20 protein-coding genes are annotated in these 24503 nt (G+C 64.1%); 12 read left to right on the forward strand and 8 right to left on the reverse strand.

Annotated elements, in window-relative coordinates; translation table 11 throughout:
• Nucleotides 1–107 precede the first annotated feature (107 nt).
• Together AC3EMP_RS24080 and hmuQ are read left to right on the forward strand one after the other, a co-directional pair.
• Complete coding sequence (locus AC3EMP_RS24080; RefSeq protein ID WP_023673857.1) at nt 108–1067, forward strand: energy transducer TonB family protein; 960 nt, start codon at nt 108–110, stop codon at nt 1065–1067.
• Nucleotides 1068–1117: 50 nt separating this feature from the next.
• Nucleotides 1118–1432 carry a heme-degrading protein HmuQ gene (gene hmuQ / locus AC3EMP_RS24085; protein ID WP_352711533.1) on the forward strand — a complete coding sequence of 105 codons (315 nt, stop codon included), beginning with the start codon at nt 1118–1120 and terminating at the stop codon, nt 1430–1432.
• Between the two features lie 45 nt (nt 1433–1477).
• Here the strand turns inward: hmuQ and AC3EMP_RS24090 are convergent, their stop codons facing one another.
• Both AC3EMP_RS24090 and putA read right to left on the reverse strand, forming a co-directional pair.
• A complete protein-coding gene (locus AC3EMP_RS24090) occupies nt 1478–2542 on the reverse strand; it encodes a glycosyltransferase (protein ID WP_023673855.1) in 1065 nt (354 codons plus the stop codon).
• An 87-nt stretch (nt 2543–2629) separates the two neighbouring features.
• Nucleotides 2630–6238: a bifunctional proline dehydrogenase/L-glutamate gamma-semialdehyde dehydrogenase PutA gene (gene putA / locus AC3EMP_RS24095; RefSeq protein WP_352711536.1), complete on the reverse strand. Its 3609-nt coding sequence runs from the start codon at nt 6236–6238 to the stop codon at nt 2630–2632.
• Between the two features lie 165 nt (nt 6239–6403).
• Here putA and AC3EMP_RS24100 point away from each other — a divergent pair, with 165 nt between their 5' ends.
• Nucleotides 6404–6856 carry an Lrp/AsnC family transcriptional regulator gene (locus tag AC3EMP_RS24100; protein ID WP_023710746.1) on the forward strand — a complete coding sequence of 151 codons (453 nt, stop codon included), beginning with the start codon at nt 6404–6406 and terminating at the stop codon, nt 6854–6856.
• Between the two features lies 1 nt (nt 6857).
• Here AC3EMP_RS24100 and AC3EMP_RS24105 read toward each other — a convergent pair whose 3' ends face one another.
• Both AC3EMP_RS24105 and AC3EMP_RS24110 read right to left on the reverse strand, forming a co-directional pair.
• Nucleotides 6858–8057: a cytochrome-c peroxidase gene (locus tag AC3EMP_RS24105; RefSeq protein ID WP_023710747.1), complete on the reverse strand. Its 1200-nt coding sequence runs from the start codon at nt 8055–8057 to the stop codon at nt 6858–6860.
• Nucleotides 8058–8061: 4 nt separating this feature from the next.
• Entirely contained in the window at nt 8062–8505 is a 444-nt protein-coding gene (locus AC3EMP_RS24110; protein ID WP_023751587.1) for a FixH family protein, read from the reverse strand.
• Nucleotides 8506–8659: 154 nt separating this feature from the next.
• Between AC3EMP_RS24110 and AC3EMP_RS24115 the strand changes: the two genes are divergently transcribed.
• Nucleotides 8660–9580, forward strand: coding sequence for a sugar kinase (locus AC3EMP_RS24115; protein ID WP_023751588.1), 921 nt, complete (start codon nt 8660–8662; stop codon nt 9578–9580).
• Nucleotides 9581–9584: 4 nt separating this feature from the next.
• Here AC3EMP_RS24115 and AC3EMP_RS24120 read toward each other — a convergent pair whose 3' ends face one another.
• The 3 genes from AC3EMP_RS24120 to AC3EMP_RS24130 form a co-directional block, all read right to left on the reverse strand.
• Nucleotides 9585–10610 (reverse strand): aldose epimerase family protein, encoded by a 1026-nt coding sequence (locus AC3EMP_RS24120; protein WP_023681740.1) that lies wholly within the window; start codon nt 10608–10610, stop codon nt 9585–9587.
• A 193-nt stretch (nt 10611–10803) separates the two neighbouring features.
• Nucleotides 10804–12261, reverse strand: coding sequence for an NAD-dependent succinate-semialdehyde dehydrogenase (locus tag AC3EMP_RS24125; protein WP_023751589.1), 1458 nt, complete (start codon nt 12259–12261; stop codon nt 10804–10806).
• 251 nt (nt 12262–12512) lie between these two features.
• The gene (locus tag AC3EMP_RS24130) at nt 12513–13463 is read right to left on the reverse strand and encodes an AEC family transporter (protein WP_023751590.1); all 951 of its coding nucleotides are present in this window, start codon (nt 13461–13463) and stop codon (nt 12513–12515) included.
• A 145-nt stretch (nt 13464–13608) separates the two neighbouring features.
• Here AC3EMP_RS24130 and AC3EMP_RS24135 point away from each other — a divergent pair, with 145 nt between their 5' ends.
• The 7 genes from AC3EMP_RS24135 to AC3EMP_RS24165 all read left to right on the forward strand — a co-directional run bounded on the left by AC3EMP_RS24135 (nt 13609) and on the right by AC3EMP_RS24165 (nt 22434).
• Nucleotides 13609–16659, forward strand: a complete 3051-nt coding sequence (locus AC3EMP_RS24135) for a caspase family protein (protein ID WP_352595502.1) — start codon at nt 13609–13611, stop codon at nt 16657–16659.
• 98 nt (nt 16660–16757) lie between these two features.
• A complete protein-coding gene (locus AC3EMP_RS24140; protein ID WP_023670442.1) occupies nt 16758–17306 on the forward strand; it encodes a histidine phosphatase family protein in 549 nt (182 codons plus the stop codon).
• A 209-nt stretch (nt 17307–17515) separates the two neighbouring features.
• Complete coding sequence (locus AC3EMP_RS24145; protein ID WP_010909964.1) at nt 17516–17797, forward strand: acyl carrier protein; 282 nt, start codon at nt 17516–17518, stop codon at nt 17795–17797.
• A 55-nt stretch (nt 17798–17852) separates the two neighbouring features.
• The gene (locus tag AC3EMP_RS24150) at nt 17853–19043 is read left to right on the forward strand and encodes a beta-ketoacyl-ACP synthase (protein ID WP_023681743.1); all 1191 of its coding nucleotides are present in this window, start codon (nt 17853–17855) and stop codon (nt 19041–19043) included.
• A gap of 42 nt (nt 19044–19085) precedes the next feature.
• On the forward strand, nt 19086–20357 hold the full coding sequence (locus AC3EMP_RS24155; protein WP_023714370.1) for a beta-ketoacyl-ACP synthase: 1272 nt from the start codon (nt 19086–19088) through the stop codon (nt 20355–20357).
• A 36-nt stretch (nt 20358–20393) separates the two neighbouring features.
• Nucleotides 20394–21422 (forward strand): zinc-binding dehydrogenase, encoded by a 1029-nt coding sequence (locus tag AC3EMP_RS24160; RefSeq protein ID WP_023681745.1) that lies wholly within the window; start codon nt 20394–20396, stop codon nt 21420–21422.
• Nucleotides 21423–21426: 4 nt separating this feature from the next.
• On the forward strand, nt 21427–22434 hold the full coding sequence (locus AC3EMP_RS24165; RefSeq protein ID WP_031201841.1) for a lipid A biosynthesis lauroyl acyltransferase: 1008 nt from the start codon (nt 21427–21429) through the stop codon (nt 22432–22434).
• Nucleotides 22435–22447: 13 nt separating this feature from the next.
• Here the strand turns inward: AC3EMP_RS24165 and AC3EMP_RS24170 are convergent, their stop codons facing one another.
• The gene (locus AC3EMP_RS24170; RefSeq protein WP_352711544.1) at nt 22448–22879 is read right to left on the reverse strand and encodes a L,D-transpeptidase; all 432 of its coding nucleotides are present in this window, start codon (nt 22877–22879) and stop codon (nt 22448–22450) included.
• Between the two features lie 223 nt (nt 22880–23102).
• Here AC3EMP_RS24170 and AC3EMP_RS24175 point away from each other — a divergent pair, with 223 nt between their 5' ends.
• Nucleotides 23103–24383, forward strand: coding sequence for an acetylornithine deacetylase/succinyl-diaminopimelate desuccinylase family protein (locus AC3EMP_RS24175; protein ID WP_352711547.1), 1281 nt, complete (start codon nt 23103–23105; stop codon nt 24381–24383).
• Nucleotides 24384–24503: the final 120 nt, after the last annotated feature.

Genomic DNA, 24503 nt, shown 5'->3' on the forward strand with positions numbered 1-24503 from the left:
TCCTGCACGACAATGCGACACGACCCGTCGCAGCTCCGCCGTCATGGCCGGCAACCGATCTTGATTTGACAATCCCACCCCGCTCGCGGCAGGTCTCGCCGCGAACCATGCAGGACATCACCCCCCTCCCCGACGCCGGCAACGAACCGGCGATTACGATGGACGAGCTCGCACAGCCGGCAGCCGCGGACCGCAAATGGACTGTGGCGATCGTCGCGTCCTGCCTGCTCCATGCCGCTGCCGCAGCGGCGTTCTTCATCGGACCCGCAGGGACATTCGATTCCAGTAACGCGATACAATCCGAAGGCACCGACCAATCGGGTGCCGAGGTGGTCGGCAGCGCCTTGGACAGCCAGGCTCCCGACGCGGTCGATGTTACCCTGGTAACCGATCCGCAGCCGGCCAAGCCCGAGGCCGTTCGACCCGTGCCGCCGACCGAGGCGCCTCAACCGGTAAAGGAGCCGGCGGCGCCCAAGCCTGCGCCGGAAGCCGCCGAACAGGCGACCGCCGCGCCAGATACACTGACGGCCGCCATCCCGAATGATCAAACTGTCGCCCCAAGCGCTGAGACGTCGACTCCACCAGGGGTTCAAACGCAAAGTTCAGAGGCACCGCCCGCCGACGAGCCCGCCGTTGATTTGCCTGCTGCCAAACCACCAGTCCCGAGCCCGCGGCCGACCCCTCCAGCCGGATCTGGAGATACCCGCGGTGCGGCAGATGGCGAAGAACGCGACGCACCGGCGGTTGCCAGCAAGGGTAAAAACCAGGACGCGGCTGGCAATGCGATGGAATCTCGTTACGGCGGTGAAATTCAAAAGAAGCTTGCCCGCGCTAACCGGCGCGTTTCGAAGGAAATTCAAGCCAAGGCTCGCAACAATGCCAGGGTCTATTTCGTCGTCATGGCTGACGGCAGCGTCAGCGACTTGCAGCTTGTCGAAAGTTCAGGGTCTGCCGAACTAGACCAATTCGCTTTGAAACTGGTGCGCCAGCAAGCCCCGTTCCCGCCCATTCCACCCGAGACCGGATTATCAAGTTGGGTGTTCAGGGCGCGGATCGGTCCGTTTTAACCAGCTCGCAGACCTTCGCCAAATCGTCCATCAATTCAAGAGGAAGCCCAATGTACATCGCCATGAACCGCTTCAAGGTCCAGAACGGCTCGGAGACCGCTTTCGAGGATGTCTGGAAGAACCGCGATTCGAGCCTCTCGGAGATGAAAGGCTTCAGGGAATTCCACTTGCTGCGCGGCCCGGTCAACGAGCCCGAGGGTTACACGCTATTTGCCTCGCACACGGTGTGGGCAAGCCATGAGGATTTCGTCGCCTGGACCAAATCCGAGAATTTTCGCGCCGCCCACCGCAACACCGGCACGTCGAAGGTGCACTATCTCGGCCATCCGCAGTTCGAAGGCTTTTCGGTCATCGAAGGCGCCTGATTGAGATTTCACCCGTCGACGAGATCTGACGACGGGCAGATGCCGTCATGTTCCGGTTGAATTCCGGCCGCCCAGTCGCTGAAGCCACTGGGCAATGTGCAGGCGCAGCCGCCGCCAGGGCTGTCCGCGTGTCAGGTAGCGCGCCAACCGCGGATCACCGGCCAGCTCCGGGAATTGGCGCACATGCTGCGTCAGGAATGCAGCTATGAAATTGCGCCCGTTGAGATCGCTGAGCCAGGCAGAATTCGCCAGCAAATAGTCTGCGGCATCCGCCGCCAACACGCTCCTGTAGCTCCTGTATGCAGGCGTTTGCCGCACATTGCCGCCGGCAAAGGCAGTTCCGGTGGACAGGTTGGAGCCATGCAGGCGATAGAGCCCGAGACCTTCTGACAGGATGAGGCTGCCGCCGGCCTGGTGCGCGAGTGTCGCCGTCAGATAATCCGTCCCGACCTTGGCCTTGAACGGGAAGGACAATACCGGTTCCAGCGCGCCACGCCGGTACATGATCGCCGAGCATTGCGACCATAGCCAGCCCGTCACCGCAGGTGCGAAATAGGTTACCGGATGCTCCGATGCGTAGGCGATCCCGGGCGCCATGCCGGCAAGCCGGCCACCGGGCGCGATGGCGACGCCACTGCGATCCGCTCCGGACCGCGGTTTGCGCAAGGCAAGGAAGGTACCGCCCAGCAAGGTGCCGTCGCCATCGACAAGGAACACATCGGAACTCGACAGTGCGGCCGAATGCGTCGTGTTGAGGTGGGCGGACAGATGCGCGAGGAGAAAATCCGGCAGCCACACGTCATCGGCGTCGAGAAACGCGACGAAGGGCGCGTCGGTTGCGGCAAAGCCGTCGCGGAATCCCGCGGTCTGGCCGCCATTCTCCGTGCGCGCCAACAGGCGCAGGCGCGGGTCGTCTATATCCCTTAGAAGCTGTCGGACATGGTCGGCCGAGCCGTCCGTCGAGGCATCGTCGACGATGACGCATTCCCAATTCCGGTAGGTCTGCGCAAGCACCGAGCGGATCGCCTGTTCGACGTACGGCCGATAATTGAAGCAGGTGATGACCACCGCCACGCGCGGCAGCTCAAACGGTCGGGACGTGTCTTCCATCTGTTCGGCTGCCCCGCTCGAGTTGCTCTCTATCCCTTGCGCATACCCTTGCAACCCGACGCAGGCAAGCGAGCCGCGAAAAGCCCCCTAGGCCGCCGCGAGCAGGCTGGCATTGCCGCCGGCGGCCGTGGTGTCGACGCAGACAGCGCGTTCATGCGCATAGGCCGCCGGGTTGAGCACCTCGCTGACCAGCGGCACGATCGGCCCGCTGCGGTCGGCAATGACCTTGCGCACGATCCGCGCCGCCTCGGGCCTGCCCGAGAAGGCGACGACATGGACGCGCAGCGAACGCGCTTCGACTGGGTCTGGCCGACCGTCTATGGCCGCCAGCGGCAACCCCTTGCCGGTCAGCGCGGACAGTGCCGCCGGCGCGCTCGGCGCCACGGCCAGCACCGCATTGCCGGCGGCCAGCGCCTGGATCGTCTGGGCAAGCAGCGTGTCGGCGTCCGGACCGAGGCACAGCACCCGGCCACGCGGCGACAGCGACAGCGTGTTGGCCTCGCCGGTCGGTCCGGGCAGGTCGACCTGGCCGAAATCGATGGCGGCTGCAGCGCCGATCGCTGCAGCGCCCTTGCCGCGCAGATGCTTTCTCAAGATGGCGATGCGGTCCGGCCGCGTCGACCAGCCGCCAAGCGTCGGATCGGGCAGATTGTCGGCCAGTTCGGTCGCCGTCACCTTGTGGCCCTCGGCAATCTCCGTGCCCGCCTCCGGCCCCTTGCGGAACCGCCGGAGATAATGCGGCCCGCCGGCCTTCGGCCCGGTGCCCGAAAGCCCCTCGCCGCCAAAGGGCTGCGAGCCGACGACGGCGCCGATCTGGTTGCGGTTGACATAGATGTTGCCGGCATGGATGCCGTCGACGAAATGCTGGACGCGGCCTTCGATGCGGGTGTGCAGGCCGAAGGTCAGGCCATAGCCTTTGCGGTTGATGGCGGCGATGACGGCGTCGATCCCGTCGGCGTCGAAGCTGGCGACATGCAGCACCGGACCGAACACTTCGCGCTCCATCTCCTCGATGCCTTTGACCCGGAACACATGCGGCGCAACGAAGCGGCCATCTTTGGGTGCTTCGAGCTTGGCGATCAGCCGGCCCTGCAGCCCCATTTTGGTGCAATACTCGCGGATCGAGTTCTGCGCCTCGTCATCGATGACCGGCCCAACATCGGTCGAAATCTGCCAGGGATCGCCGATGGTGAGCGCTTCCATGGCGCCCTTCAGCATCTCCAGCATCTTCTTCTCGACATCCTTCTGCACGTAAAGCACGCGCAGCGCCGAGCAGCGCTGGCCCGCACTCTGGAAGGCGGACGCCAGGATGTCGCGCACCGCCTGTTCGGGCAGTGCTGTGGAATCGACAATCATGGCATTGAGACCGCCGGTCTCGGCGATCAGCATGGCGTCGGGCGCAGCTGTCTCGGCCAGTTGCTTCTCGATCAGCTTTGCAACCTCGGTCGAGCCGGTGAAGCAGACGCCGGCAATGCGCGGATCCGCGGTCAGCGGTCCGCCGACCGACGGGCCGTCGCCCGGCAGAAGCTGGATCACATCTTCCGGCACGCCGGCCTCGCGCAGCAGCTCGACGGCGCGGAAGGCGATCAGCGGCGTCTGTTCGGCTGGCTTGGCGATGACCGAATTGCCGGTGACGAGCGCTGCCGCGATCTGGCCGGTGAAGATGGCGAGCGGGAAATTCCACGGCGAAATGCACACGATCGCGCCGCGCGCCTCGGTGCCCGCTTCGTTGTTGGCCGCTTCGGCAGCGTAGTAACGCAGGAAGTCGACGGCTTCGCGCACTTCAGCCACGCCGTCGGCCAGCGACTTGCCGGCTTCCCTTGTAGCCAGCGCGAAAAACTCGACCGCATTGGCCTCATAGAGGTCGGCGGCGCGGTTGAGGATGGCGGCGCGCTCGGCGACGGGACGCTTCGCCCAGGCCGGCTGCGCTTCCACAGCAAAGCGCACCGCGGTCGCGACCTGCTTGGCAGCGGCTTCGGCGACCGTGCCGACGATCTCGGCAGGCTTTGCCGGATTGACCACCGGGCGCTGCTTGCCGTAGCCGGCGGCGCGCGTCATCGGCTTGGCATGCCAGCGCTCGGGCCCGGCAAAGGCCGCCTTGGCCTTGTCGATCGCCGCCAGCGTCACCGGATCGGTGATGTCGAACCCCTTCGAGTTGCGCCGACCAGCGCCGAAGATCGTCGCAGGACGAGCGATTGCCGGATTGGCGGCGGGGCCCTGGCTCTCGACCGTCTCGAGCGGATCGCGCGCAATATCCTCCGGCTCGACGTCCTCGTCGGTGAGCTGATGGACGAAGGAGGAGTTGGCGCCATTCTCCAGCAGGCGGCGAACCAGATAGGCCAAGAGGTCGGAGTGCGCGCCGACCGGCGCATAGATGCGGCAGCGCGTGCCTTCGGCCCGGCGCACCGTCTCATGCAGCGCTTCGCCCATGCCGTGCAGGCGCTGGAATTCGAAAGCGTCACGGTTGTCAGCCATCGACAGGATGGCGGCGACGGTATGGGCATTGTGCGTGGCGAATTGCGGATAGATACGGTCGGTCATGCCAAGCAGCTTCCTAGCGCAGGCCATATAGGAAACATCGGTGTTGGCCTTGCGGGTGAAGACGGGGTAGCCGGAAAGCCCCAGCGTCTGCGCCCGCTTGATCTCGGTGTCCCAATAGGCGCCCTTGACCAGCCGCACCATGATGTTGCGGTCGTACTTTTTCGCCAGCGCATAGAGCCAGTCGATTGTGAAGGCCGCGCGCGGGCCGTAGGCCTGGACGACGACGCCAAAGCCGTTCCAGCCGGCAAGCTCCGGCTCAGCCAGCACGCGCTCGATGACATCGAGCGACAGGTCGAGCCGGTCGGCCTCCTCGGCGTCGATGTTGAGGCCCATGCGCGAATGGCGTGCGGCCAGCGCCAGCGACAGCAGCCGCTCGGCCATCACCGGCAGCATCTTTTCCTTCTGTGCCTCTTCGTAGCGCGGATGCAGCGCCGACAGTTTGACCGAGATGCCGTGGTTCTGGCGGATATCGGGACCGTTGGAGCCTGAATCGAGCGAGGAGATCGCATCGGCATAGGCCTTATGGTAGCGCAGCGCATCGGCCTCGGTGCGGGCCGCCTCGCCCAGCATGTCGAAGGAATAGAGATAACCTTTCTGGATCATCGACTTGCCGCGCTTGACGGCTTCCGCAATATTGCGGCCAAGCACGAACTGCTCGCCCATTTCGCGCATGGCGGCGGCGACCGCCTTGCGGATCACCGGTTCGCCCAGCCGGCGAACCATCGAGCGCAGCGTGCCTTCAATGCCGCCCTCGCCCTCATCGAGCACACGGCCGGTCAGCATCAGCGCCCAGGTCGAGGCATTGACGAAGATCGAGCTCGAACCGCCCGAATGCGCCGACCAGTCATGCGGTGCGATCTTGTCGGCGATCAGGTCGTCCATGGTCTCGGTGTCAGGCACGCGCAGCAGTGCCTCGGCCAGGCACATCAGCGCCACGCCTTCCTTGGTGGAGAGGCCGTAGGCCGAGAGAAAAACCTCCATCAGCCGCGGGTCGGACGAGCCGCGCACCGCGCGCACCAGATCCGCGGCACGGGCCGAGACGGCTTTGCGGTCATCGGCCGAAAGTTCTGTCGCCGCAGCCAGGCGCTTCACAGCCGCGTCTTCGTCGGGCAGGTAGTTGGCGCGGATCTGCTGGCGAATGGTGTCGAGCGGCATGGCGGTCCCTGCTGAGCAAGCATCTGGGAGCGGGCCGGCGGTCGCCGGACCGAATGGCGCAAGCTAGCACAGAGCCGCATTTTCGGCCGGTCCAAAGAAATCGACATGGCAGGCCGAATGATCTATCATTGCGGCTCAATTGTTATCAGATGGGCTGTGATATCCGTGACAGAAGACCGATTGGACCGCATCGACAGAAACATCCTGTCGGCGCTGGCGCGCGACGGGCGGCTGTCCATGTCGGAACTGGCCGGCAAGGTCGGCCTGTCGAAGACGCCGGTGCAGGCGCGGGTGAAGCGCCTGGAGAAGGACGGCTATATCAGGGGCTATCAGGCGATCATCGATCGCGAGCGCATGGGCGAAGGCCATGTCGCCTTCGTCCAGGTCAAACTGTCGGACACACGCTCGGCCGCGCTCGATGCTTTCAATCGCGCGGTGCAGGCCGTGCCGGAGATCGAGCAGTGCCACATGATGGCGTCGAGCTTCGATTATCTCCTGAAAGTCCGTACCACCGACATCGCCGCCTATCGCCGTGTTCTCGGTGAGCGCATCTCGGCGCTCCCCCACGTCGCCCAGACCTCGACCTTCGTGGCGATGGAGACGGTGAAGGATCGCTAGCTCACTCCGACAGCGTCTTCAAAAACGCCACCAGCGCCGCGCGTTCGCGGTCCGACAGCTGCAGCGGGTGGACCTCGGAGGTGCCCTCGACGCTCGCCTCCGCCTTCGCATAGTGCGCCACCACCTCCTCCAGCGTGGAGAACTGTCCGGCATGCATATAGGGCGGCCGTGTCGCCGCGCCCCTGAGCGACGGCGTCTTGTAGGCACGCATCAGTTCGGGTGCTGCCTTGACGATGAAGCGCAGCTCGCCGCAGGCGCCGGCGTCGCCATCGCGGAAGGCGCCGAAGCAGTTGAATGGGTCGGCCTGAACCTGGGCCACCGCATCGAAACGGCCGCGATCCAATGGCAAATCCCTGACCGGCGGCACGCCGGTGTTGTGGAAAGCGTTGTCGGTGAAGCGCGGGCCGTTATGGCAGGTGACGCAATTGGCCTTGCCGATGAACAGTTTCAGTCCGAGCATCTCCTCCGGCGAAAAGGCATCGTCGGCTTTCGGCTTGGCGCCTGACACAAGATCGATGGCAAAGCGGTCAAAGCGTGTCTGTGCCGGTTCGATCGACCGTTCGAAGGCAGCGATCGCCTTGCCGATATTGGAAAAGACGCGGTTGACGCCCTCAGCCTGAGTTGGGGTCATCGCCTTCCAGGCCGCCTGCTCGGCCTCGTTGCCAAGCGGGCTGGCGTTGGCCGGCACGGCGGAAAGATCCGGCAGTGGCCCGAAGATGCGCTCGTAGCGCGCACCAAAGCGCTTCTGGATGTAATGGGCGAAGGCGGCGCGGTTTCCCGCCTGCTCGAGCGGATTTTCCAGCGGCGTCAGCGCCTGCGCCCACAGGCTGTCGCGCCGCCCATCCCAGAAGAACCACGGATTGCGGGCGATGCCGGCCAGCGGCATCGAGCGCCTGTTGGTGCGGCCGACACCGACGGATTGCGGCAGGTCATCCTGGAACTGCCGGTCGATCTTGTGGCAGGTCGAGCAGGATACGTTACCGTCACGGCTCATGCCCTGGTCGAAGAACAGAGTGGAGCCCAGGGCGGCGGCGGCTGGCACGTCGGCGAAGCGGTTGGTGGTGTCGGGTTTGAGCGCCGGCAAGGTGTTCAGCGCCAGCGAAGCGATGGTCTTCTTCTCGGCATCGGAAAAATCCGGTTTGCCGCAGCCGGCAACGAGCACGACCGCCGCCAATGCCAGAAGGCGCAACAGGCCGTTCATCCGCTCACAGCACCACGTTGAAGACGACCGTGTCGGAACCGGCCGCCGCCGAAATGGCGAAGCGCAACTGCCACACGCCGCTCATGGTGAATTTCAGCCCCTCGATGCGGTAACGCCCCTCGCCAAGATAATCGGTCGCCTGCGGACTGGTCGGCAAGCCGTGATTGTGCTGCGGCATGCCGCCGGACACCGAGATCGCCGCACCTTCCACGGAATCGCCCTTGACCGTCTTCAGGGTCAGCAACCAGGATTGCAGTTCGCCTTGCCGGATAACGCCGCGTTCCGGCTGAATGCTGGCGACAAACAAGCCGTTCGCCGTCTTCTTCGAGCGCGAAACATCGGGGCTCGGCGCCGACTGCGGCGCGGTCAGATAGACGATCGCCAATATGCCAGCCAGCAAGGCGGCCAGACCAACGCCCGCAAGAAGATAACGCCATATCGATGCCAAACCGGTTCCTCTTCTGGACATAACGTCTCGGGAAGCAATTCGCGTCCCGCCGCTTCTGTGGGAAAACGCTTCTGGCGCAAAAAACCGCCGCCGCCAAGCATGGCGCTGCCGGCCGCAAAAAGCTACAGCAGCGAACTGGTCCGGAGACAGATACATGGCAGCAGACGGCGTCGCTTCGATCGGTGAATGCATGCTCGAGCTGTCCGGCCAGGCCGGGCCGAACTGGCGCATGGGCTTTGCCGGCGACACGTTCAACACGTTGTGGGCGCTGCATGCGCTGAGCGGCGAGCGGCCGGCGACCTATGTCTCGGCCTTCGGCGACGATCCCTTCTCGCAGGGCCAGATTTCGTTCTTCGCCGAAAACGGCATCGACATCGGCGCCAGCCCGGTCATCCCAGGCGCGCGGCCCGGCCTCTACGCCATCACCTTGACCGGCGCCGAACGCGCCTTCACCTATTGGCGCAGCGACGCGGCGGCCAGGCGGCTTGCCTCGGACCCGGCCGCCTTGGCAAAAAGCCTTGAAAACCAGGCTCTTGTGTATTTTTCCGGAATCACCTTGGCAATTCTGGATGCCGCCGCGCGCAAGACGTTGCTGGCAGAAGTGGCCAAGGCGCGGGCTGCCGGTTCGCTCGTCGCCTTCGACCCCAACTACCGGCCGCGCCTGTGGCAGAGCCGCGAGGAGGCGCAAGCCGCGATCCTCGACGCGCTTGCCGTCGCCGACATCGCGCTGCCGACCTTTCCCGACGAGCAGATGCTGTTTGGCGATTCGGCACCGCAAGCGACCGCCGAGCGGTTCGGAAAACTGGTCGGCGAAGTCGTCGTCAAGAATGGCGAGGAACCCGCGCTGATCGCCACTGGCGGAGCCCTGCAGCCGGTTCCGGCCCAGCATGTCGCCACCCCGGTCGACACCACCGGCGCCGGCGATTCCTTCAATGGCGGCTATCTCGCCGCCCGGCTTGCCGGCCATGCCCCGGCGGATGCCGTGCAGCGCGCGCATCGCGTCGCCGCCGCTGTCGTGCAGGTGCGAGGCGCGCTGGCGCCGTTCGAGGTTCTAAGAACCGCTTTCGAGGGCTAAGACCTTAGGGAAGCCTGAAACGATATTCCGTCACCTGATGATAGATCTGGCCCGGCCACAGCGTGGCCTGTGGGAAATAGGGCCGGTTCGGCGCGTCGGGCCATGTCTGCGCTTCCAGGCAAAAGCCGGAAAACGCCTTGTAGCGCCGTCCGTCCAGGCCGCCTGAGGTTGGCGCGACATACTGGCCGGTGTAGAGCTGCAGGCCAGGCTCTGTGGTCCAGACCTCCATCTCGACGCCGGAATTGGCGCCTTGCGCCCACGCCACCTGGTGAAGCGGGCCCCGGGCTGACGCCAGGCAGAAATTGACGTCGTAAGGAAGCTGCTCGCCTTCCGTTTCCATGCGCAGCGGCCGCGCCTGGCGGAAGTCGAAGGGCGTGCCGTCGACCGGTTTGACCACGCCGGTCGGGATCATCTCGCCATCGACCGGCGTATAGGCGCCGGCATTCAGCATCAGCCGGTGGTCGAGAATGTCACCGGCGCCGCCATCGTCGAGATTGAAATAGGAATGCTGCGCCAGATTGCACAGCGTCGGCTCCTCGCAAGTGGCGGTCAGTTCCATCGAGAGCGTGCCGGGAATCTTCAGCCGGTAGGTGCAGGTGACGTCGAGCGCGCCGGGAAAGCCCATCGTGCCCTCGGGATCGTGCAGGGTCAGGGTGACAAAATCCCGGCCGTGCAGCGAAACCGTCCACGGCCGATGGAAGAAGCCCTCCGAGCCGCCATGCAGCGTGTGCTTGCCGAGGAAATTGCGCTCGGTCTGGTAGCGCTGGCCGGCAATGGTGAAGCGGCCGTCGCGGATGCGGTTGGCATAGCGGCCGACGACCGCGCCGAAGAAGGCCCGGTCGGTCTCGTAAGGCTCGAAGCGATCGTAGCCCAGCACCAGCGGCGCGTCGTGGCCGGCGAGCCGCAGATCCTGGATGATTGCGCCGAGCCCGATGATGTTGGCGCTGACGCCGCCGCCCCGGATGGTGAAACGGCGAACGGGTTCGCCTGCCTGCGTCGTGCCGAAGACTTCGCCGTCCTTCATCGCTATGTCCAAATGCTAATTCATCGATCTGTCGACTTAGAGCAATTCCAGGAAAAGTGTGAAACGGTTTTCCGTCCGGAATTGCAAAAAACAAAGAACTGGAGCGGTTCGGCGTTTCCGTGAAACGCTGAACCGCTCCAGTCCGGCTGAATGTCGTCTGGCAAGGGCAGGCGCGCGGCCTGCCCTGCCCGTGAATGATTTAGAGGCCGAGACCCCCGATGCAGACATATTTGGTGTCGAGATAATCCTCGATGCCCTGATGTCCGCCTTCCTTGCCGAGGCCCGATTCCTTGACGCCGCCGAACGGCGCTTCCGGCGTGGTGATCAGGCCTTCATTGACGCCGACCATGCCGTATTTCAGGCCTTCCATGACCCGGAAGGCGCGGCCGAGGTCGCCGGTGTAGAAATAGGCGGCCAGGCCGAACTCGGTGTCGTTGGCGAGCGCAATGGCTTCCTCCTCGGTCTCGAACTTGAACACCGGGGCGATCGGGCCAAAAATCTCTTCCTTCATGAAGCGCATGTCGGGCTTCGCATCGGCGATGACGGTCGGCTGGAAGAATGAGCCGCCAAGCGCGTGGCGCTTGCCGCCGGCAACGACCTTGCCGCCCTTCGACGTGGCGTCGGCGATGAATTCCTCGACCTTCTCGACCGCCTTCACGTCGATCAGCGGCCCCTGCTGCACGCCCTCTTCCAGGCCCGAGCCAACTTTCAGCGCATTGCTGGCAGCGGCCAGCCTCTCGACAAACTTGTCGTAGATGCCGGCCTGCACCAGGAAGCGGTTGGTGCACACGCAGGTCTGGCCTGAATTGCGGTATTTGGCGGTGATGGCGCCGGCGACGGCGCGATCGAGGTCGGCATCGTCGAAGACCAGGAACGGCGCATTGCCGCCGAGTTCCATCGAGACCTTCTTGACGGTGACGGACGACTTCTGGATCAGCAGCTTGCCGATCTCGGTCGAGCCGGTGAAGGTGATCTTCGACACCAGCGGATTGGCGCAGATCTCGTCGCCGATTTCGCCGGCAGCACCCGTCAGGATGTTGATGACGCCCTTTGGGAAGCCGACTTCCTCGGCGAGCGCGCCCCATGCAAGGCCGGAATACGGCGTCTGCGAGGCCGGCTTGACCACGGCGGTGCAGCCGGCGGCAAGCGCGGGGCCAAGCTTGCGGGCAAGCATCGAGGAGGGGAAATTCCACGGCGTGATGGCGGCAATGACGCCGACCGGCTCCTTGGTCACCAGGATGCGGCGATCGCCCCATGGCGATGGCACGACATCGCCATAGGTGCGGCGGCCTTCCTCGGCAAACCACATGATGTAGGCGGCAGCCGAACCGATCTCGCCCTTGGATTCGGCGAGCGACTTGCCCTGCTCGATGGTGAGCAGTTCGGCCAGCACATCCTGATTATCCATCATCGCGTCATGCAGCTTGCGCAACAGCTTCGAGCGCTCCAGCGCGGTCGTCTTGCGCCAGGTCTTGAAGGCTTCGCTTGCGGCTTCGATGGCGCGGCGGGTTTCCGCCTTGCCCGACTTCGGCACGGTGCCGATCTTGAGACCGGTGGCCGGGTTGTTGACGTCGACCGTTTGGCCGCTGTCGGCCTGCACCCATTCGCCATTGATGAGATTGGACTGGCGCATGAAATGGCTGGTTTTCTGCAGCATGGTCTAGCCTCCGTTCGGCGCACTTACGGGCCGGTTTCCTGGATCTCTTGAACGAGCGTGCACAATGGCGGCGGAGCCGACACGCTGAAGCCACTGCTCTTTACCTAGGGCAAGCCCGGCAAGCAATTGCAAGATGGCATATAGGCTTTGGGCCAGCCCAACGCCAGAGAAAATTCACATGTAAATTAGTTTGGGCCGCAGCCTTGCCAAAGACCAGCCTTGCCAAAGACCAGCCTTACAGAAGACCAAGCCTACCCAAAGACATGCACCACCACCGTCAGCCAAAAGGCGGTTGTAACAACCGCGCTTGCCGTGGCGATGGTCATCTGGTTCGACGCCAGCGCCTGGCCGGTGTTGAACTGCACGGCGATGAGATAGGAATTGATGCCGGACGGCAGCGCCGCCACCACGACCGCCACTTTGGCCGTCAAGGGCGGCAGGCCAAACAGCCAGACCAGGCCGAGCACCAGCGCCGGCATCAGGAACAGTTTCAGCGTCGACAGCGCCAGCGCCGGTCGGATGTTACCGGAAATGCCGAAACGGCGCAGGCTGAGCCCCATGGCGAACAGCGCCACCGGCCCGGCGGTGTTAGCCAGCGCATCGGCCAGTCGCATGGCAAGGTTCGGCAGCGGCGCGCCGGTGAGGCGCCATGCCAGCCCGGCCAGGATGCCGATGATCAACGGATTGGTGAACAGTCTTCTCAGAAAGCTCTGGATGATGTGCAGCGGGTGTACGGGCTCGCTGCCGCCGCGGCCAAATATCTCGAACATGATGATCGAAGCCATCATCATGGTCGGCAGATGCACGGAAACGAGCAGCGACAGCACTTCGAATCCGCTGGACCCGAATACGCCGAGAACGAAGGGAATGCCCAGCAACACCACATTCGAGAAGGACGACGACACTCCACCGACGATGCCGGTGCGCGCGTCCCGCCCAAAGATCCGTGTCGTCACCAGATGGCCGGCGGCCCATGTCATTGCAACCGCCGTGAAGTAAGCGCCCCACAGCGACCAGGGCGCCACGCCGTGGAAATCCGAATTCACCATCGTCCGAAACAGCAGCAGCGGCATCGCGACGTTGATGGCGAATTCGGAGATGCCGTCCCCGCTGGCCGGTTTCAGATAGCCGGTGAGCCCGGTGACATAGCCGAGCGCGACGAGGCTGAAGACGAAAAGAACGGTTTCGGTGAGCGGAGACATTTTTCAGGGATAGGCGAGCCCGGATTCCAGTGCAATCGCCATGATCTTCAGAAACTGATCCTCGATCCGCCCGGCGCCTGAATTTGATCATGGTCGGGTGGCAGCGCTATACAGGCTTGGGATCATCAGGGCGGACACACAGCGAATGGTTGCGACGCCGAAACAGCGTCATTTCAGACAGGGGTGGCTGGTCAGACAAGTGTGGCTGGTCAGACAGGGGTGGCTGGCGGGTTTCGTCGCTATACTGCTTTGCCTTGGCGTATCTGAGGCCCAGGCCGCCGAGACCAAAAGTCTCAGGGGCGTGGCGCTGATCATCGGCCAGTCGAAATACGAACACATCGCAGCCCTTGCCAACCCGGCCAACGACGCCCGCGACATGGCCAAGATGCTGACCGACCTCGGCTTCGACGCCCGCAACGTCACCGATCGCGATGCCGCCAAGCTGAAGCGCGATCTCGATCGGTTTGTCGAGGACGCCGAAGGCGCCGACGTCGCCTTCATCTATTATTCCGGCCACGGCATCGAGGCGGGCGGCGAGAATTATCTGGTGCCGGTCGATGCCGACGTCTCCTCGTTGAAAAATGCCGGTGAGGCGCTGGTGGCGATTTCAGCCGTCATGGACGAGCTGAAAAAGACCGTGCCGGTGACGATCGTGCTGCTTGACGCCTGCCGCACCAACCCGTTTCCGCCGGGCGCGGTCGTGCGACGCGGGCCGACGGCTTCCGCCGAGCCTGTCGGCGCCGGCGGGCTGGAACCGGTGCGCGGCGCAAAAGCCCTCGCCGATGCCTCATTGGATAATGCCAGCCTGGGAACCGTGGTCGGCTTCGCCGCTGAGCCGGGCCGACCCGCACTTGATGGCGCCGCCGGCGAAAACAGCCCCTACGCCGCCGCCCTGCTGCGCCACCTCACCGCGATGAAAGGCACGGAATTCGGCTCGGTCATGCGCATGGTCACCGAGGAGGTCTATCTCGACACCAAGGCAAAGCAGCGCCCCTGGGTCAGCGAGAGTCTGCGTCGCCTGCTCTATTTCGGCGTCGCGCCGCCGGAACCGACCGGCGACGACGGGCTGATCACCGGTGAGCGGCGGCAATTGCTGCTGACCATTTCCGACCTGCCCGATCCCAAACGGGCTCAGGTGGAGTTGGCTTCTCTGCAGGACGGCGTGCCCCTTGACGCGCTCTACGGCGTGCTCAAGGCGCTCGGCACGGAAAAGATCCCTGAGGATCCCAACGACCTGCAGAAGGTGCTGGACAGCCAGGCCGAGCGTCTGAAGAAGATGATGGCCGAGCGCGCCGCGCTGCGCACCGACGATCCCGAGATCAGTCGCCTGGTCGCATCCGCCGACAAGGCCATAGGCCAGGGCGCCATGGTGACGGCGCGCAAATTCCTCGACGACGCGGTCGGCCGGATCGAGGAAAACAGCGGTGCGGTCGACGAGGCCGAGGACCTGCTCCGGCAAAAGCGCATCGCCGACGCCGCCATCTATGCCAAACGCGCCGACGCCGCCGCGCTGGTCTTCGACTACAAATCCGCCGCCAACGACTATGCCAAGGCGTATTCGTTGGTCGAGAAGTGGGACGAAAAGCTGCGCTGGAACTACAAGAACCAGGAGGCCGAGGCGTTGAACGCTCATGGCTACGCCACCGGCGACCTCGATGCGCTGCAGCACTCCATCGAGGCCTATCGCACCATCTTGAACTTCATCCCCAACGGCGAACAGAATCGCGACTGGGCAATCACCCGCAACAACATGGCGGTGGTGCTGCAGACCATTGGAGAGCGCGAAACCGAGACTGCGCATCTCGAAGAAGCAGCGGTGATTTTCCGCGATTCGCTGGTGGTGTTCGAGCGCGAGAAGGACGACCGCAACTGGGCCGCGGCGCAGAACAACCTGGCCAACGTGCTTCTGAAGATCGGCGAACGCGAGAGCGACCCGAAGCGTCTCAATGAAGCGGTGGCGGCGACGCGCGCCACCCTTGAGAAGCGTCCGCGCGACAAGCTGCCGTTGGACTGGGCCGGTTCGCAGAACAATCTAGGCCTCGCGCTCTATGCACTCTCCGAGCGTGAGCCTGCCGGCGAGCATCTCACCCAGGCCGAAGCAGCCTACCGGCTGGCGCTTGAGGAATACACACGCGAGAAAGCACCCGTGGAATGGGCGATGGTCGAGAACAATCTCGGCAACACGCTTGTAACGCTTGGCATCCAGCTCAACGACAAGGCGAAGATCAACGAGGCGGCCGACGCGTTTCGCGCCGCGCTGGAAGTGCGAACCCGCGAAACTTTCCCGGTGTCCTGGGCGACCAGCCGCCTCAACCTGGGCAATGCGCTGAGCGGTATCGCCCGCTTCGATATGGGCACGGCTACGCTCGAAGAAGCTGCTGCTGCCTATGACGACGCTCTGACGGTGTTTACCCGCAAGCGCTTCCCGATGGACTGGGCGTCAGCCCAGAACAATCTCGGCTCGATCTATCAGACGCTGGGCCAGCGCACGCGTGATGCGGCCAAGCTGGAACAGTCGGCGGCAGCCTTCCAGGCGGCACGGCAGGTCTATGTCAGGCGGAAGTTCCCGCAGGACTGGGCGATGAGCTACTACAATCTCGGCAACACGCTGCAGCTTCTCGGCGGCGTCACCGACAAGCCCGAGCATTACAGCGAGGCGGTCGACGCCTACGGCAATGCGTTGCGCGAGTACAAGCGCGAGACCAACCCGCGGCAATGGGCAATGGCCCAGGCCGGCCTGGGCTCGACGCTGCACTGGTTGAGCATGAGCAATGGCGATGCCAAGACGCTGCAGGATTCGATTGCGGCGCGGCGGGCAGCGCTCGAAATACTCACCATCGAGGCCGCGCCGGTCGACTGGGCCAACGCTCAAAATGGCATCGGTATGAGCCTGCTCAATCTCGGCAATCTCCAGCGGACCGACAAATATCTCAACGACGCCGAAGCGGCGTTCACGGCGGCGCTGAAGGTGTTTACGCGCGAAAGTCAGCCGCTGCAGTGGGCCTTCGAGCAGAACAATATCGGCGACGTCCACTGGAACCGCGCCAGCTATGGCGCGGGCAAGCCGGAATATCTCAAGGCGATCGAATTCTTCGAGAACGCCAAGCAGGGCTTCACCGAAGCCGGCTACACGATCCCTATCCCGCTCACCGATCAGAAGATCGAGCTGGCGAAGAAGCAAATGGCGAAAATGTGAAGCGAACCGAGGGTTCGCCTTTCGCTTGTCTTTGTGCCGGCTTTCCGATCCCTATATCAGAATGACCGGAGCGGCATCCGGCTCCCGGAAAGGTTTCGATGATTCGGTTTGTGCTGTCGCTGTTCCTGCTTGCTGTTCCCGCCGTCGCCCACGCGACCGACGCCGGCTGGGCGCTGCTGCGTGACGGCGGCCATGTCGTGCTGCTTCGCCATGCACTGGTCACCGGCACCACCGACCCCGCCAATTTCGTCATCGACAACTGCGCCACCCAGGTCAACCTATCGGCGCGCGGCAAGCAGCAGGCGAGCAAGATCGGCGCCTTGTTCGGCGCCCGCGCCGCCCCCATCGAGCGGGTGCTGTCCAGCCGCTATTGCCGCTGCCTCGACACTGCCCGCATCGCCTTCGAAGCGGAGCCGGAGCTCTTTGCGCCGCTAGACCTCCTGAGGAGCGATCCGACCGAGAAGGCCGCGCAGCTCGACGCGGTGATGAAGGAAATCCGCGCCTACACCGGTTCCGACAATCTGGTCATGGTCACGCATCTCGAAAACATCGTCGCGCTGACCGGCGTCTCGCCGCGCGAGGGCGAAGCGGTGGTGGTCGAGCCGCAGGGCGATGGCTTGCGCGTGCTCGGCCGCGTCACGTTCTGAGAAAGCCAGTGGTCAAGCTCCGTGAAAACTAAGCTGACGTAACGTCAACTGGGAGGGCCGCCGGCTTGTCGGGCGGCCCTTCTTGTCTTCACGGGAGGGCCATCCCATCTGCGCCCGGCGTATCAGGCCTTTTCCTGCCGGAAAAAACCGATTAGACAGCGCCCAAACCAGATGCGGACAGATTCCGCCCGCAACCGAAGGAAGAGCCCTTGTCCACCACGTTCGACAAAGTCGCCAAGATCATTGCCGACACCAGCGAGATCGATATCGACACCATCACTCCCGAGAGCCACACGATCGACGATCTCGGAATCGACAGTCTCGATTTCCTCGATATCGTCTTTGCCATCGACAAGGAATTCGGCATCAAGGTGCCGCTGGAAAAGTGGACCCAGGAAGTCAATGACGGCAAGGCTTCGACCGACGATTACTTCGTCATGAAGAACCTGTGCGCCAAGATCGACGCGCTGGTCGCCGCCAAGACCGCCTGATATCGGCTGGCGCGCGGCCTTGACGGGCTGCGCCGCCTGACCCACAAAGCCGCTCATGAGCAGCCCTCGCGACGTCGTCATCACCGGTATCGGCCTTGTCTCCTCGCTGGGAGAGGGTCCGGATACCCACTGGCAGAAGCTGGCGCAGCCGGGCCTGCAGCCGGTGCTCGAATCCGCACGCTTTGCGCCCTACACCGTGCATCCCCTGCCGGAGATCGACTGGAACCTGCAGATCGCCAAGCGCGGCGACCAGCGGCAGATGGAAACCTGGCAGAGGCTGGGCACCTATGCCGCCGGCATGGCGCTGGATGACGCCGGCATCAAGGGCAATGACGATCTCTGCACGACGATGGACATGGTGGTGGCCGCCGGCGGCGGCGAGCGGGACGAGGCGGTCGATGCCGCCATCCTCGCAGCGTCCGAGAGCCGCAACGACCGCGACGTGCTGCTCAACGAGAAACTGACCACCGAATTGCGGCCGACCCTTTTCCTGGCCCAGCTCTCCAATTTGCTCGCCGGCAACATCTCCATCGTCCACAAGGTGACGGGGTCGTCGAGGACCTTCATGGGCGAGGAAGGTGCCGGCGTCGCGGCCGTCGAGACCGCCGCCGCGCGCATCCGCTCCGGACAGTCGACGCACATACTGGTCGGCGGCGCCTTCCAGACCGAACATTCCGACATGCTGCTCGGCTATGAATTGGCCGGTTATCTGCATCGCGGCCCATGGAAGCCGGTCTGGCAGAGACAGGGCGCCGAGGGCGGCGGCCTGGTCTCCGGCTCCGGTGGCGCCTTCCTGGTGCTGGAGCAGCGCGAACACGCGCAAAGCCGTGGGCGGAAAATCTATGCCGAGCTCGGACCGGTCGTCTCAGGCCGCGCCCGGCGCTCGCGCGGCGAGCTTGACGCCGAGATCGCGGCATTGCTCAAACAGGCGGCTCTCCCGAACGGCAAGTTGCTGGCCCTGTCGGGCGCCTCCGGGGCGCATACCGCGACGTCAGCCGAAAAGTCAGCGCTGGATGCCAATCCGGCGATATCGGCGCGCGGCTTCGCCACGCTGACCGGGCATATGAAGGAAGCGCAGTTTCCATTCGCGGTCGCCCTCGCCGCCCTGGCCGTCGACCGCAAGGCCGCCTACCCCGTATTCGACGCCGCGGCCGAGAAGCCGTTCGAAGGCATTCCCGAAACCGTGCTCGCAACGGCGATCGGCTATCACCAATTCGAGGGCATGGCGCTGGTCAACGCTGCTTGAAGCAGCGCTGCGCGATCATGCTGCAAAGTTAAGAGGTTCCGGATGGCCAATCTCAGAGATCACATGGGCAGGCCGATCGTCGCCGTCACCGGCATCGGCGTGGTAACCTCGCTCGGCGTCGGCAAGGCAGACAATTGGGCGGCACTGACCTCCGGCAAATCGGGCATCCACCCGATCACCCGCTTTCCCGTCGACCACCTCAACACCCGCATCTCCGGTATGGTCGATTTCCTCGACTCAAGCTCGAAAGGCGCCAGCCTGCTGACCTACGAGCTGGCCGAAACCGCCGCGAATGAGGCGGCGGCCGAATCCGGCCTCGATTCCTCTGATTTTGGCGGGCCTCTGTTCCTCGCCTCGCCGCCGGTCGAACTCGACTGGCAGGATCGCTTCGCGCTCTACAATTCCGACGCCAAAGGCGCCGGCGCCGAAAGGCTGCTCAGGGTGGCGCGCGGGCTGAAGGAAACGGATACGTTCGCAAGCACGCAGTTCGGCGCGATCGCCGACCGGCTGGCCGACCGCTTTGGCACGCGCGGCCTGCCGATCACGCTGTCGACGGCCTGCGCTTCGGGCGCCACCGCCATCCAGCTCGGCGTCGAAGCGATCCGCCGCGGCGAATGCGACCGGGCGCTGTCCATCGGCGCCGACGGTTCGGCAACCGCCGAGGCGCTGATCCGCTTTTCGTTGCTCTCGGCGCTGTCGACCCACAATGACATCCCTGAAAAGGCGTCAAAACCCTTCTCCAAGGACCGCGACGGCTTTGTGCTGGCCGAAGGCTCCGGCGCTCTGGTGCTGGAATCGCTTGAGGCAGCCCTTGCTCGGGGCGCCAGCGTTCTCGGCATCCTGCGCGGCTGCGGTGAAAAGGCCGACGATTTCCATCGCACCCGTTCCAAGCCCGACGGTTCGCCGGCGATCGCAGCAGTCCGCGCCGCCCTTGCCGATGCCGGCTTGAGCAAGGACGAGATCGACTACGTCAACGCTCACGGCACCTCGACACCGGAAAACGACAAGATGGAGCATCTGTCGCTGTCGACCGTGTTCGGCGATCGCATCGGCTCGATGCCGGTCTCGTCGAACAAGTCGATGATCGGCCACACGCTGTCGGCGGCGGGTGCTGTCGAAGCGGCGTTTTCGCTGATGACCATGCGCGAAAGCGTGATTCCGCCGACCATCAACTACGACAATCCCGACCCGGCAATCGTGCTCGACGTGGTGCCCAACAAGAAGCGCAATGCCGAAGTCGGCACCGTGCTCTCGAACTCGTTCGGCTTCGGCGGCCAGAACACTTGCCTTGTCATGGCGCGGGAACCGGTCTAAGCGACCTTTTTCAGCCAGACTGAACTGACAGGCCCCATGCGCGCACTGCAACTTATCGAGGACCGCCGTCTTGAAACGGTGGACCTGCCGCCCCCGCCGCCCCCCGCATTGGGCGAAGTCACGCTGCGCATCAAGGCGGTGGCGCTGAACCATATCGACGTCTGGGGCTGGCGTGGCATGGCCTTCGCCAAGCGTAAGCTGCCGCTGGTCGTCGGCGCCGAAGCCTCCGGCGAGGTCGAAGCTGTCGGCCCCGGCGTCTCCAGCCTGCTGCCCGGACAATTGGTATCGATCTATGGCGCGCGCACCTGCGGCCTTTGCCGCGCCTGCCGCGAAGGCCGCGACAATCTCTGCGAACATGTCTCGGGCGTCCACGGCTTCCATCTCGATGGCTTTGCCCAGGAGAAGATCAACCTGCCGGCGCGCCTGCTGGTCCCTGCTCCTCCCGGCGTGACCGATGTCGGCGCGGCTGTCGCCCCCGTCACCTTCGGCACCGTCGAGCACATGCTGTTCGACAATGCCAAGCTGCAGCCCGGCGAAACCATCCTCATCCATGCCGGCGGCTCCGGCATCGGCTCGGCGGCGATCCAGCTGGCCAGGCGCATGGGTTGCACCATCATCACCACGGTCGGCTCCAACGACAAGATCGACAAGGCCAAGGCGCTCGGCGCCGACCATGTCATCAACTACCGCGACGACCGTTTCGAAGGCGTCGTGCGCAAGCTCACCAGGAAGAAGGGCGTCGACGTCGTCTTCGAGCATGTCGGCGCCGACACCTTTGCCGCCTCGATGCTGTGCCTCAAGCGCGGCGGCCGCCTGGTCACCTGCGGCTCGACCTCCGGCGTGTCGACGCAGATCAATCTGATGCAGCTGTTCCAGCAGCAGCTGAAGCTGCTCGGGTCCTTCGGCTGCCGCATGGAGAACATGGCCAACGCCATGCAGAAGATGGCGGCGGGACAGGTAGCACCTGTCATCGACACCGAGGTCGGCTTCGACGGCATCGACGCCGCGTTGAAGCGCATGGAAGGCCGCGACGTGTTCGGCAAGATCATCCTGCGCGTTTCCTAGGACAATGGCCGGCAAGGTGTTCAAGAAAGCCCGCCGGGACTTCATGTTCCGCTATGGCCGAAGACTGCGCCAGATGGAGCACTGGCTGGTGGCGCGCGCGGCGATGACGATCATCTCGCTGCTGCGCCTCTTGCCCGCCGACAAGGCGCTCAATTTCGCCGACCGCGCGGCCCGCCGCATCGGCCCCCGTGTCGGGCGCCACCGCGTCGCCGTCAACAATCTGCGCCTTGCCTATCCCGAAAAGAGCGATGCCGAGATCGAGGCCATCGCCTCCGACATGTGGGGCAACATGGCCCGGCTCGCCGCCGAATACATCTTTCTCGATGCGCTCTTCGACTATGATCCGAACGCAGCGACGCCCGGCCGCGTCGAAGTTGGCGGCGCCGATCATTTCCATCAGATAGCTGGCGAGGACAAGCCGCATATCCTGTTCACCGGCCATCTCGGCAATTTCGAACTGCTGCCGGTGGCTGCCGCGACGTTCGGCATGAAGATCACGGCGCTGTTTCGTCCGCCGAACAATCCTTACCTCGCCGATTATATCCATTCGACGCGGCGTTCGAGCATGGGCGCCTTGCTGCCGTCTTCGACCGGCGCCTCCTTCGCGCTGGCGTCGATTCTGGAGAAAGGCGGCAATATCGGCGTGCTGGTCGACCAGAAATTCTCCAGCGGACTGGAGACAATCTTCTTTAACCGCCCATGCCAGAGCAATCCGGTTCTGGGCATGCTCGCCCGTCACTATGATTGCGACGTCTATCCGGCGCGATGTGTGCGGCTGCCTGGCAACCGCTTCCGCCTCGAGATCGAGGACAAGCTGACCTTGCCGCGCAATGAAAGCGGCAGCGTCGATGTCGCGGCCACCACCCAACTGCTCGCCGACGTGGTCGAGCGCTGGGTGCGCGAGGATCCGGGACAGTGGATGTGGTTCCACAAAAGGTGGGAAATCTCAGGCCGGCGTCGCCGCCGGCGCGGACAGGCCAACGCCACCGGCCAGGGGCAGCGTCAATCTTAAGTCGTCGAAAGCCTCAGTTCGTCACAACGATCCGCGTATTGCCGAAGCCGACTTCGCGCACCATCGCATAGAACATCGCGGCATTGGCGGTGTGCAGCCGCACGCAGCCATGCGATGCCGGACGCCCTAGCTGCCTGACCGCGCCGGTGCCGTGGATGGCGTAGCCGCCATGGAAGAACACCGAGTAAGGCATTGGCGACATGTGGTATTTTTTCGAATACCACATCCGCGCCGTGCGTTGCGGCCGATAGGTGCCGCGCGGCGTGAAATAGCCGCTGCGCGCGGTCGACACGCTCCAGCGATAAAGCACATGGCCGTATTGGCTGACGGTCATGGTCTGCGACGAGACGTCGATGCTGGCCACCAGCGAGGCAGCCCTGCTTTCGATGGACGTGCCGAACAGCATCGCAGCAAAAGCAGCTGCCATGAGAACGATTTTAGTCATGAGATCAAACCCCTTTGATGCCCCTTGCCTGCCCTGTCATCACGCGGTTTTTCATCTTTTTAACGACAGGTGAGTGATCTAACACACACTCCTTGATAAATTCGCCAATCTAAAGCAGCGAATTTGAACGATTTTCCCGCCATAGTTGCCGCTGCGACACGAAGTTTCGGCGCCAGTGGCGCGATGCTTGCAAAACCACCCCCTTGCCTGCTCAAATCCGGGAATGAGCGAACGACTCTTCAAAGCGATAGACGCCCGTGTTGATGACCTGGTCGCACTGACCGCCGACCTGATCCGCTTCCCGACCATCAACCCGCCCGGCGAAGCCTATCGCCCCTGCGCCGAATATATCGGTGCGCGCCTAGGCAGGCTTGGCTTCGAAACCGAATTCATCCGCGCCGAAGGCACGCCCGGCGACACCGACCGCTATCCCCGCGTCAATGTCGTCGCCCGCTTCGACGGCCGCTCGCCTGGGGCCTGCGTCCATTTCAACTCGCACATCGATGTGGTCGAAGCCGGCGAAGGCTGGAGCGTCGATCCCTTTGCCGGGGTGGTGAAGGACGGCAAGGTCTACGGCCGCGGCGCCTGCGACATGAAAGGGGGCATGGCCGCCTCGATCATCGCGGCGGAAGCCTTCATGGAGGTATTCCCCGACTTTCCTGGCGCCATCGAAATCTCCGGCACCGTCGATGAAGAGTCCGGCGGCTTCGGCGGCGTCGCCCATCTGGCGAAGCTTGGCTATTTCTCGAAACCCAAGGTCGACCACGTCATCATCCCCGAGCCGCTGAACAAGGACCGCATCTGTCTTGGCCATCGCGGCGTCTGGTGGGCGGAGATCGAGACCAAGGGCGAGATCGCGCATGGCTCGATGCCGTTCCTCGGCGACAATGCGGTGCGCCATATGGGCGCCGTGCTGCAGGCCTTCGAGGATGAACTGTTTCCGGCGCTCGATCGCAAGGTGACGCGCATGCCTGTCGTGCCCGAAGGCGCAAAGCGCTCGACCATGAACATCAACTCGATCCATGGCGGCCAGACCGAGGATTTCCGCCCCGGCCTGCCCTCACCCAACGTGCCCGACGCCTGCCGGCTTACCATCGATCGCCGCTTCCTGCTCGAGGAAGACCTTGCCACGGTCAAGAGCGAGGTGACCGATATCCTCGACCGGCTGAAGCGCGAGCGCAAAAAGTTCGACTACGAGATTCGCGACCTGATGGAGGTGCTGCCGCTGATGACCGAGCGCGACGCGCCGGTGGTCAAGGCGGTGGCGCAAGGCATCATGGCGATCTTCGACCGTGAGCCGGATTATGTCATTTCACCAGGCACTTACGACCAGAAGCACATCGCCCGCATCGGCCACATCTATGATTGCATCGCCTATGGCCCGGGCATTTTGGACCTCGCCCACCGGCCCGACGAATGGGTCGGTATCTCTGATATGGTGGAGTCGGCCAAGGTGATGGCGATCGGGCTGAATGTGCTGCTCAGGGGCACGGCCGCGGACTGAACCATCGGCTTCGCTGAAAAAACATTCCTCCCCGCGCCGCTGCGGAGCACGAAACGCAATTTACTCCACCTCGAAATCACGCTTCTATCGCATCAGGGTTCGAGCATTTGGGAGTTGCAC

The sequence above is a fragment of the Mesorhizobium sp. P160219 genome (assembly GCF_057786095.1).

Coding starts and splice junctions, on each gene's coding strand:
- AC3EMP_RS24135 (WP_352595502.1), top strand. CDS start 13,609: ATGGTTGCGACGCCGAAACAGCGTCATTTCAGACAGGGGTGGCTGGTC.
- AC3EMP_RS24125 (WP_023751589.1), bottom strand. CDS start 12,261: ATGCTGCAGAAAACCAGCCATTTCATGCGCCAGTCCAATCTCATCAAT.
- AC3EMP_RS24105 (WP_023710747.1), bottom strand. CDS start 8,057: ATGAACGGCCTGTTGCGCCTTCTGGCATTGGCGGCGGTCGTGCTCGTT.
- AC3EMP_RS24170 (WP_352711544.1), bottom strand. CDS start 22,879: ATGACTAAAATCGTTCTCATGGCAGCTGCTTTTGCTGCGATGCTGTTC.
- AC3EMP_RS24160 (WP_023681745.1), top strand. CDS start 20,394: ATGCGCGCACTGCAACTTATCGAGGACCGCCGTCTTGAAACGGTGGAC.
- AC3EMP_RS24140 (WP_023670442.1), top strand. CDS start 16,758: ATGATTCGGTTTGTGCTGTCGCTGTTCCTGCTTGCTGTTCCCGCCGTC.
- putA (WP_352711536.1), bottom strand. CDS start 6,238: ATGCCGCTCGACACCATTCGCCAGCAGATCCGCGCCAACTACCTGCCC.
- AC3EMP_RS24130 (WP_023751590.1), bottom strand. CDS start 13,463: ATGTCTCCGCTCACCGAAACCGTTCTTTTCGTCTTCAGCCTCGTCGCG.
- AC3EMP_RS24155 (WP_023714370.1), top strand. CDS start 19,086: ATGGCCAATCTCAGAGATCACATGGGCAGGCCGATCGTCGCCGTCACC.
- AC3EMP_RS24080 (WP_023673857.1), top strand. CDS start 108: ATGCAGGACATCACCCCCCTCCCCGACGCCGGCAACGAACCGGCGATT.
- AC3EMP_RS24090 (WP_023673855.1), bottom strand. CDS start 2,542: ATGGAAGACACGTCCCGACCGTTTGAGCTGCCGCGCGTGGCGGTGGTC.
- AC3EMP_RS24115 (WP_023751588.1), top strand. CDS start 8,660: ATGGCAGCAGACGGCGTCGCTTCGATCGGTGAATGCATGCTCGAGCTG.
- AC3EMP_RS24150 (WP_023681743.1), top strand. CDS start 17,853: ATGAGCAGCCCTCGCGACGTCGTCATCACCGGTATCGGCCTTGTCTCC.
- AC3EMP_RS24175 (WP_352711547.1), top strand. CDS start 23,103: ATGAGCGAACGACTCTTCAAAGCGATAGACGCCCGTGTTGATGACCTG.
- AC3EMP_RS24165 (WP_031201841.1), top strand. CDS start 21,427: ATGGCCGGCAAGGTGTTCAAGAAAGCCCGCCGGGACTTCATGTTCCGC.
- hmuQ (WP_352711533.1), top strand. CDS start 1,118: ATGTACATCGCCATGAACCGCTTCAAGGTCCAGAACGGCTCGGAGACC.